This is a genomic window from Photorhabdus kayaii, assembly GCF_025384895.1.
GTDB classification, from domain to species: domain Bacteria; phylum Pseudomonadota; class Gammaproteobacteria; order Enterobacterales; family Enterobacteriaceae; genus Photorhabdus; species Photorhabdus kayaii.
The window spans coordinates 21,116-29,974 of record NZ_JAJAFZ010000056.1; the positions used below are offsets into that span (position 1 = coordinate 21,116).

Consider the following 8,859-nt stretch of genomic DNA (forward strand, 5'->3'; position numbering starts at 1 on the left):
AGTTATTGTTGGCAGATTAGTTTCGCCGACCGACACCAACCCAAATACTCTGAAGTGTGGATACCGTCTTATGGAGCAAAACCCGCAGTCACAGCTAAAGCTACTTGTCACCCGTGGTAAGGAGCAAGGCTATCTGACCTATGCTGAGGTCAATGACCATCTGCCGGAAGATATCGTCGATTCCGATCAGATCGAAGATATCATCCAGATGATCAATGACATGGGCATTCAGGTAATGGAAGAAGCACCTGATGCCGATGATCTGATGCTAGCAGAAACCGCTAACGACACAGATGAAGACGCTGTGGAAGCTGCTGCGCAAGTACTGTCTAGTGTTGAATCTGAAATCGGTCGCACCACCGACCCGGTACGTATGTACATGCGTGAAATGGGTACCGTTGAGTTATTGACCCGGGAAGGTGAAATTGACATTGCTAAACGCATTGAAGATGGCATCAATCAGGTACAGTGTTCCGTTGCTGAATACCCTGAAGCAATCACCTACTTACTGGAGCAATATGACCGTGTGGAAGCAGGTGAGGCTCGCCTGTCAGATCTCATCACTGGTTTCGTTGACCCGAACGCAGAAGAAGAAGTTGCACCTACTGCCACCCACGTTGGTTCTGAACTTCCACAGGAAGAGCTCGATGATGATGAAGACGACGATAATGAAGACAGTGATGACGATGGTGATGATGACAACAGCATCGATCCAGAATTAGCGCGCCAGAAATTTCAAGAACTGCGACAACAGTATGACATCACCCGTCAGGAAATTAAGGAAAACGGCCGCAATCATCCAAATACTGCGGCCGAAATCTTAAAACTTTCAGAAGTTTTCAAACAGTTCCGTCTGGTGCCAAAGCAGTTTGACTATCTGGTCAACAACATGCGTTCTATGATGGATCGCGTTCGCCTTCAAGAACGCCAGATCATGAGAATGTGTGTTGAACAGTGCAAAATGCCGAAGAAGAACTTCATCACTTTGTTCTCCGGTAATGAAACCAGCAACATTTGGTTTACTGCTGCAAAAGCAATGAATAAACCGTGGTCTGAAAAACTCCTTGAGGTGGAAGAAGAAGTACAGCGTAGCTTGCAAAAACTTCGTCAAATTGAGGAAGAAACCGGTTTAACCATTGAACAGGTGAAAGACATCAACCGTCGTATGTCCATCGGTGAAGCAAAAGCCCGCCGAGCGAAAAAAGAGATGGTTGAAGCCAACTTACGTTTGGTTATTTCAATTGCCAAAAAATATACCAACCGTGGCCTGCAATTCTTGGATCTGATCCAAGAAGGCAACATTGGCTTGATGAAAGCGGTTGATAAATTTGAATATCGTCGTGGTTACAAGTTCTCAACTTACGCCACATGGTGGATCCGTCAGGCAATTACACGCTCAATTGCCGACCAAGCTCGTACCATTCGTATACCCGTTCATATGATTGAGACAATCAACAAACTCAATCGTATTTCCCGCCAAATGTTGCAGGAAATGGGGCGTGAACCAACGCCGGAAGAGCTGGCAGAACGTATGTTGATGCCGGAAGACAAGATCCGTAAGGTACTAAAAATTGCCAAAGAACCTATTTCAATGGAAACGCCAATTGGTGATGACGAAGATTCACATTTAGGTGATTTCATTGAAGATACAACGCTGGAACTGCCGCTGGATTCTGCAACCTCAGAAAGCCTACGCTCAGCAACCCACGATGTCTTGGCAGGTCTGACCGCTCGTGAAGCAAAAGTACTGCGTATGCGTTTCGGTATTGATATGAATACTGACCATACATTGGAAGAAGTCGGTAAACAGTTTGACGTTACCCGTGAACGTATTCGCCAGATCGAGGCGAAAGCACTACGTAAACTACGTCATCCAAGCCGTTCTGAGGTTCTACGTAGCTTCCTTGATGAATAATCAATTTTATTCATTCTGACTAAAAAGCGTCTGCTCCGGCAGACGCTTTTGTCTTTTATATCGGCAATACTCTATACCCGTCATCTTTCAAGTTGCCTCTTTGTTGGCTGCACTCACTCACCCCGGTCACATAGTTAGCTATGCTCCCGGGGATTCGCTCCCTTGCCGTCGCGATGTATCTTGAAATATATAGGGTATAAATCCTCTGACAGCAGAAATATCATCACAGGTTCCTCTGATATAACTCAATCAACATTCTTTCTAGCCGATAGATAAAAAAGTCGTTTTCCATCTGGTGATTAAGGAAGAATGAAAGGGATATGATTATCATTCAAATAATAACTTATAAAATATATTTTTATCGGAATAATATATGACCAGATGGTACAAAATCGCTTCTGAGAAATTAATCCAGTAACGGATAAAAACGTTAAATAGACCATAAAAACAACTAATATATATCACTCCCCGTTTTCACTACTTACTAAAAACGCAATTTTGCACATAAAATGATCATACGAATTTACAAAGCTAGACCGCGAGCAAAACTGTACGTATAATCCTTCCCATTCAACGGCCCCTTAGCTCAGTTGGTCAGAGCAGGCGACTCATAATCGCTTGGTCACTGGTTCAAGTCCAGTAGGGGCCACCAGATTTTAGCTGTTAAATCAGTACATTAGGCCACTCAAACAAGAGTGGCTTTTTTGTTTCTGGTAGTCAGTGGCGACAAAATGGCGACAGAGATTTTTTCATAAAGCCATTGCCTGGATGAAAACACACTAGCCAGCTTCAATTTCTGGGCAAGAGTTAGTCTATTTATCAACCTTTTAACATTATCACCTTTTCTACCCTTATCCCTGATTCTCCTTGAAGATAATGCGAGAAACATAGATCAACTTTAAAAGCTTGTTTTGGACACCGAATAGAATCACAAATTGCTAAGACTTCAATTCTGTGTCTATGCAATTTTTCTGTACTTAGAACATTGGCTGGTTTCTGACAATAAGGGAAAATAATGAGCTGACTTAGTGAAATACTCTTCTCCCTGCCTATATAGCTACCGGTCTTTCTAATCGAAGGTAAAACTTCACTAGTACTACAGCCGTACTTACTTTTTTCAACAGAAAAGACACCCATAGAAAAGCTTAATTCATGCGGTTTCTCAGAGTTGTGAGCATCAAGGAAAATGCAACTTTCTGGTATCTACGGCTGTAGTACTAGTCTCCAGTACGATTTGATCTTGACTGTCGTACCATGTACGAATATCATATTTCCATATATAGGCAAGGATGTTTTTTATGGAATATCTGGTTTTTATCGAAACTCCCGTATTTAGTAGAGAACGAGCAGAACTGTTAACCGATGATGAATTTAGGCTATTACAGGAGCACTTACTAAAGAATCACGATCAGGGTAATACCATCAGCGCTACTGGAGGATGTAAAAAGATTCGTTGGCAGCGAGAAAGGATAGGAAAACGTGGCGGAGTAAGAATTATCTACTATGCCATAACCAAAACTGGGAGGCTCTATCTCCTTTTGATTTACCCTAAAAATAAAAAAGATGACTTAACTCCAAAAGAAAAAGAGGTACTTAAAGCCATCAGTAACAAATTACAGTAATTAACACCGCGCAGATACGCGGCAATGTTCATACAACAGGAGAGACTATGGACAAAAAACTTTTTAACGATCTGGTTGAAAGCATGAATCAGATGGTAGCAATTGAAAAAGGCGAACTTTCTGTTTCTGATGAAAATATCCATTACCATCGCCTGCCTGATGTAAAAAACTTACGTGAAACCTTTGGCTTAAAACAAAGTGAATTTGCCGAAGCTGTTGGCGTTTCTGCATCTCTAATTCAAAGCTGGGAACAGCACCGCCGCATTCCTTCTGGTTCATCACTGAAACTACTTAAGATGCTTGAACGTAATCCTGCGCTTATTAATGAATTAAGCACACTTTAATACTTTCACTTTCTCCTTGTCGTAATGCAAAAGGATAAAATAATTTCAGTTCTGTATATCCTGTAAAGCCGCGCTCTATCTGATTTCTATGATAAAGCACGGCTTCCTTTCGTGATCTTTTTTTTCACGTAAAATAGAATTTTTCCTTTAATATCATTGCATTGTAATTATCTTCGTGATCCTCTTTTGATCCAAAGCGTGCAGGCGGGTGCGGTGTAGTGCCGTTTTCGCCATAAGCCCATTTATTTCGTCATTGACAAAATCCAGTGACCAAGGTTTTGCAGCCTTGCGTTCATGGACGCTGGTAAGCTGGTAAGAAGTTTGCTCAGGAAATTGGTGTCACACCTGCCGAGATATGGCCCAGTCGGTATTTTGACGAAAATAAGCAGCCTATCAAACGAACCGTCCGAAATGATTTACCAAACAATCCTGATATCACATAAGTTATTTCTATATCCGAAAAAGTAACGACAATTTTTAAACCGTCAAACTAATATAACACGCTAAATTTTCAGTTTTTTATTACACTCATTGCCCATTTTTTAATATCAGAATTGTATTCAAGCTCTATGAAAGTATAAAAAAGCCCACATGTTGCGGGCGAGATAATTGTATTTCAGATCATCAGAACACGAACCCGTAGCGTTGATTGATACCGCATTTAAAAAGGCGTCCCAATGTTATTATGTGTATGACTCGCGGTAAACTACACTAATCTGTTGGCTATCCTCCCATACTACCGGAGCAATAACCGCTTGAACACGGGTTCAAGTCCAGTCGGGATGACCAAATTTAAGCTTTTAGATCAGTATATTGAGCTACTTAAACAAGAGTGGCTTGCTTGATCAAAGGCGGTAAATGTTAAAGGCCACCGGGAGGTTACCCCGATGGCCTTAGCTACGTTTCCGTTATCTATTTCAGAAATGCACGGATCAGCTCTAAAAGCACGATTAACGCTTTGAGAACGATGATAGCAATGTCAATAAATGCTTTCACCCGTTTGCTCCAGTTAGGAGCACGACTTAACCAGCCATTGCCTTTACGCTGCCTGTCCGACTGGCCCTCATCTGTGTTAGCAGGAGAATATCGCGCTCTGACCGAGGCACTGAATCAGCACCACCTGTACTCAGCCAGGACTTAAAAAAACTTGCGTCAGAGATACACAGGTCAGAACGCTACCCCAAACTAACAGCCGTTGATTATAGGTTTATTTTCAAATGATTCAATCAATTAAAATGATGAGTAGATAAAAATAAAAAACCAACTGGTGAGGTTGGTTTTTTATTTTTACCCTTGGATAGAGCGGTTTGTCTTTGTGCTATACGAGATTGGTAGCCTCGGTTCCAGCGCGACATTCTCCTGCTAACACAATCAGTCTACACCTTAAAAAAGGTGTTATCAACCTATGTCATAGCGTAAAAAAGCTCATACAAATGGGATGATATTCACCCAATCACAGGCGAATATTTCTGTTTCAATCCATCGGATTTATAGGCCGTGTTCCTTATGACTCTGGCGTTCTCCAATGTACCCGTATTATGGTGTGTATGACTGGCTGTCAGTTCAGCCAACTCCTTTACTACAAACGTGTCTAACATCAATTGCATGACACTGATTCGCTGGATTCCCCCCAAACTACAGGTGTGTAAATGCTGCTGTGCCCTTGCGCTGGATGTTGATCGCCTCATTGATATCGCGGTCATGTTCGACATGACAAACCGGGCATTGCCAGATCCGCTTACGCAGCGGCATTTCCGGCACTTTGTGACCGCAGCAATGACAGGTTTTCGAGCTGGCGAATCACTGATCCAGTTTGACCAGATGGACCCCCGCCGCTACGGCTTTGTATCCCAGTTTCATGAGGAAGCTATTCCAGCCCGCATCCCCGATAGCCACCCTTAATTTGTCAGGATTTGCGGCGTATTGGAAAATTTCAATGAGATATTCATATCTAATTAATCCAATGCTATGGCTACCGATAAATTACATTGTTATCAAATCAGCCTTTGCCACCCCTCAATATCTTGATACGAAAGTCCATTAATAATTTTTTTGAACCAAACCGTATATACATCAGGAGCATTATTAATTAGCTCCCTCAATTTCAGAGGATTAACCCATTTATAATCGGACACTTCGTCAAAGTTAATTATCGGTTCTTTATCAAAGCGTCCAATAAAAACATGATCATACTCGTATTCAATCAAATCATTAGGAAGTATCGCGTGATAAATAAATGACGAAACCTTTTTCAATGGACAATCAAAACCCATCTCTTCGCCAAGACGCCGATGTGCAGCGGCCTCCAGAGCTTCACCAACCCTAGGGTGACCACAACAGCTATTGGTCCAAAGTCCGGCTGAATGATATTTGGTTGCCGCTCGCTTCTGTAAGAGTAAATTTCCTTTATTATCAAAAACAAAGATAGAAAAGGCCCGATGTAACATACCTTTCTGATGAATATCAGCTTTTCCCGCTGAACCAATGGGATTGTCATGTTTATCAACAAGAACAAGCATCTCATCCATTATTAATGGCCTTTCTGTGAATTGAATCATATATACCCGTCATCTTTCAAGTTGCCTCTTTGTTGGCTGCACTCACTCACCCCGGTCACATCGTTATCTATGCTCCCGGGGATTCGCTCCCTTGCCGTCGCGATCCATCTTGAAATCCATTGGGTATAAAATCATAAATTTTAATTAATAATAAAAATATAATCCATATTCTGCAAGTACCAAATTAACTTTGCAAGAATAAGAAAATTTTTTCATAAAAATATAATATAAATCACAAAATAAAAATATTTCATCCATTCTGACATTAATGTAAAAATAAAACAAATTAATAGAATAATTATTAATGTTTTAATTAAATGGATTCAAAAAATAATATATCCAACATTAATCATTTATCGTCGATACTCACCTGCTAAATTTGTTACAGATCATGAGCTCGGGTATCACACCAAGTTATAGCCGTTTCTCTCATCTTTCTGGATGTGCTTTTACAACAAAAAACATCACAGAAAACTAAACAAATAATAAACAAACACGATAAAATCCCCTTAATAACTAAACATTCATTAAACAGCTGTTGATTTTTTATCTTAAAAAAACATAAATAAACATCTGTTGAAGTTTTGTTTAATATCAAAGGAGTATACTCACGGCTTACAAGTCCTCTTCCCTCCAGTTATTTTTTAGAACTAGATAAAGAAATGAAATAAATGAAATATATGTATCAACCTGCCAGTTCAGGAATTCGGCTGTTCACAGATTTAGTCGGAAAAAAAATTAGCCCTAGCCCTCATTGGTATTCTGCCCAGAATCGCACTAAATTTGCCTTACGTAGCGCTCTGATGCCAATATCGACACTAAAACTATTAAACCAGATAGTTAATACGCCGTTCTATCTGGATATTTTGAAGAAACAACCTTGTTTACCTTCTAAATTACATCGCCCTTATCTAAGTATTAACTTCAATAGAGGGCAGACGTTACGTGCAATAAATGAACATTACCAGCTATTATTTACTGGGTTAAATCAGTCTATTGTTAATAAAATATTTCGTTCCAATGCATATCCATTAGCGGTTATCAATGGTAAGAGTGGAACTTACACTATTTGTCTAGATTCTATGGACTGCTTTAATAAAGAAGGTGAGCTTACTCTATTTATTACAACAGAAGATAATAAAACCTTGGCAAGATGCGCTTTCACACTACTCACTATTGCTGGTAAAAAAACACTGTTCATCGGTGGACTACAAGGTTCCAAAGGCGATGCAACCCTTGAAATTATCCGCGATGCAACGAAAGATTGTTATGGATTATTTCCAAAACGCTTACTGATTGAATCCATTTGCCGTCTCGCAGCCCACTTTGAATGCCAGCAAATTCTGGCAGCTAGCAATGATACTCACATCTATAAGAGTCTACGCTATTGGCATAAAAAGAAAGACAAATTAGTCGCTGATTACGACTCTTTCTGGGAATCATTAGGTGGAGAAAAGGGAAAAAATAAGGATTTCCATCTCCCCTTATTCATTGAAAGAAAACCGCTTGAAGATATAGCCAGTAAGAAGCGGGCAGAATATCGCCGCCGCTATCAATTACTAGATGAACTGGATAATGGAATGCAGCATTCTCTGCCTTCAAATTAAATCAGAATCAGGCCGCAACCTTTCACAGGACGGCCTAATTTTTGAGATGATTCTTATCTCGGTTTAACCATCAGCCATTCAAGATGTATTTTAACCGCAGGCCATTCACCACTGATAATGCTGTAAACACAAGTATCCCTGATACTGCCATCTTTAGATACAGCATGACTACGCAGAATCCCATCAAGTTTTGCGCCCAGTCGCTCTATCGCCTTCCGACTCTGATGATTAAAAAAATGAGTGCGAAACTCCACTGCGATACATCCCAATTCTTCAAAAGCGTATTTCAATAAGAGATATTTTGCTTCCGTATTAATATGTGTCCGCTGAACAGAACGAGCATACCAGGTATAACCAATTTCCAACCGGCGGGCATTAGAATCAATATTCATATACGTGGTCATTCCAACCGCTTTACCTGTTCGATGATCAACAATCGCAAAAGGCAGCATAGTACCTTTTTCATGTAGCAATAAATGGCGTTCAATCTCGTTACCTAGCTCAGCTGGCGAAGGGACACTGGTGTACCACAATTTATGCAGTTCACCCTCTTCAATTGCCTGTAAAAACTCATCATGCCGTTGGTGTGTCAGAGGTTCTAAAGTCACCCCTTTTCCCGCCAAAGTTACCCATTCAATCATCTGTTTTTTCATAATAACCACCGAGTTATAAATTAAGTCAGAATAGAAGAGTTCACTCTATTCCGGAGTCAAAACCGGAATTAAGTTAATATATGGAAAATCAATTCCCTATTAAAGCAAAACCCGCACTTTTAACATCTCAGATGACTCTCACATCATTCAGAAAAAAATA

At 40.4% G+C, this 8,859-nt stretch carries 10 protein-coding genes, 1 tRNA gene and 1 pseudogene; 7 read left to right on the forward strand and 5 right to left on the reverse strand.

The features are described 5' to 3' along the window. Window positions 1-70: 70 nt before the first annotated feature. From rpoD to LGZ98_RS17890, 5 genes are all read left to right on the forward strand, one after another. The gene (gene rpoD, locus LGZ98_RS17870; RefSeq protein WP_113042419.1) at window positions 71-1,915 is read left to right on the forward strand and encodes an RNA polymerase sigma factor RpoD; all 1,845 of its coding nucleotides are present in this window, start codon (window positions 71-73) and stop codon (window positions 1,913-1,915) included. 575 nt (window positions 1,916-2,490) lie between these two features. After that, a tRNA-Ile gene (locus LGZ98_RS17875) sits at window positions 2,491-2,567 on the forward strand. A 646-nt stretch (window positions 2,568-3,213) separates the two neighbouring features. Beyond that, window positions 3,214-3,537, forward strand: coding sequence for a type II toxin-antitoxin system RelE/ParE family toxin (locus tag LGZ98_RS17880; protein ID WP_228902205.1), 324 nt, complete (start codon window positions 3,214-3,216; stop codon window positions 3,535-3,537). A gap of 47 nt (window positions 3,538-3,584) precedes the next feature. Continuing rightward, complete coding sequence (nadS, locus tag LGZ98_RS17885; RefSeq protein ID WP_113044380.1) at window positions 3,585-3,881, forward strand: NadS family protein; 297 nt, start codon at window positions 3,585-3,587, stop codon at window positions 3,879-3,881. A 332-nt stretch (window positions 3,882-4,213) separates the two neighbouring features. Beyond that, on the forward strand, window positions 4,214-4,324 hold the full coding sequence (locus tag LGZ98_RS17890; protein ID WP_262978356.1) for a helix-turn-helix domain-containing protein: 111 nt from the start codon (window positions 4,214-4,216) through the stop codon (window positions 4,322-4,324). Between the two features lie 469 nt (window positions 4,325-4,793). Here the strand turns inward: LGZ98_RS17890 and dinQ are convergent, their stop codons facing one another. Then, complete coding sequence (gene dinQ / locus LGZ98_RS24325) at window positions 4,794-4,865, reverse strand: damage-inducible type I toxin DinQ (protein WP_387490891.1); 72 nt, start codon at window positions 4,863-4,865, stop codon at window positions 4,794-4,796. Here dinQ and LGZ98_RS17895 point away from each other — a divergent pair. Continuing rightward, window positions 4,858-5,022, forward strand: coding sequence for a hypothetical protein (locus LGZ98_RS17895; protein ID WP_158536636.1), 165 nt, complete (start codon window positions 4,858-4,860; stop codon window positions 5,020-5,022). The two genes, dinQ and LGZ98_RS17895, sit on opposite strands and share 8 nt — an antisense overlap. 304 nt (window positions 5,023-5,326) lie before the next feature. Here the strand turns inward: LGZ98_RS17895 and LGZ98_RS17900 are convergent, their stop codons facing one another. From LGZ98_RS17900 to idi, 3 genes and pseudogenes are all read right to left on the reverse strand, one after another. Next, on the reverse strand, window positions 5,327-5,488 hold the full coding sequence (locus LGZ98_RS17900) for a hypothetical protein (RefSeq protein ID WP_262978355.1): 162 nt from the start codon (window positions 5,486-5,488) through the stop codon (window positions 5,327-5,329). Window positions 5,489-5,540: 52 nt separating this feature from the next. Next, a pseudogene (locus LGZ98_RS17905) lies at window positions 5,541-5,774 on the reverse strand (zinc ribbon domain-containing protein); the annotation flags it as partial. Window positions 5,775-5,875: 101 nt separating this feature from the next. After that, window positions 5,876-6,409 carry an isopentenyl-diphosphate Delta-isomerase gene (gene idi / locus LGZ98_RS17910; protein ID WP_113044379.1) on the reverse strand — a complete coding sequence of 178 codons (534 nt, stop codon included), beginning with the start codon at window positions 6,407-6,409 and terminating at the stop codon, window positions 5,876-5,878. A 701-nt stretch (window positions 6,410-7,110) separates the two neighbouring features. Here idi and LGZ98_RS17915 point away from each other — a divergent pair. After that, the gene (locus tag LGZ98_RS17915; protein WP_113044378.1) at window positions 7,111-8,046 is read left to right on the forward strand and encodes a VirK/YbjX family protein; all 936 of its coding nucleotides are present in this window, start codon (window positions 7,111-7,113) and stop codon (window positions 8,044-8,046) included. Window positions 8,047-8,099: 53 nt separating this feature from the next. Here the strand turns inward: LGZ98_RS17915 and LGZ98_RS17920 are convergent, their stop codons facing one another. After that, complete coding sequence (locus LGZ98_RS17920) at window positions 8,100-8,699, reverse strand: GNAT family N-acetyltransferase (RefSeq protein ID WP_113044377.1); 600 nt, start codon at window positions 8,697-8,699, stop codon at window positions 8,100-8,102. Window positions 8,700-8,859 lie beyond the last annotated feature (160 nt).

What these genes read in the sequence shown, in the direction of transcription:
- rpoD (WP_113042419.1), top strand. Translation starts at nt 71, where the DNA reads ATGGAGCAAAACCCGCAGTCACAGCTAAAGCTACTTGTCACCCGTGGT.
- LGZ98_RS17880 (WP_228902205.1), top strand. Translation starts at nt 3,214, where the DNA reads ATGGAATATCTGGTTTTTATCGAAACTCCCGTATTTAGTAGAGAACGA.
- nadS (WP_113044380.1), top strand. Translation starts at nt 3,585, where the DNA reads ATGGACAAAAAACTTTTTAACGATCTGGTTGAAAGCATGAATCAGATG.
- LGZ98_RS17895 (WP_158536636.1), top strand. Translation starts at nt 4,858, where the DNA reads ATGTCAATAAATGCTTTCACCCGTTTGCTCCAGTTAGGAGCACGACTT.
- LGZ98_RS17900 (WP_262978355.1), bottom strand. Translation starts at nt 5,488, where the DNA reads ATGCAATTGATGTTAGACACGTTTGTAGTAAAGGAGTTGGCTGAACTG.
- idi (WP_113044379.1), bottom strand. Translation starts at nt 6,409, where the DNA reads ATGGATGAGATGCTTGTTCTTGTTGATAAACATGACAATCCCATTGGT.
- LGZ98_RS17915 (WP_113044378.1), top strand. Translation starts at nt 7,111, where the DNA reads ATGAAATATATGTATCAACCTGCCAGTTCAGGAATTCGGCTGTTCACA.
- LGZ98_RS17920 (WP_113044377.1), bottom strand. Translation starts at nt 8,699, where the DNA reads ATGAAAAAACAGATGATTGAATGGGTAACTTTGGCGGGAAAAGGGGTG.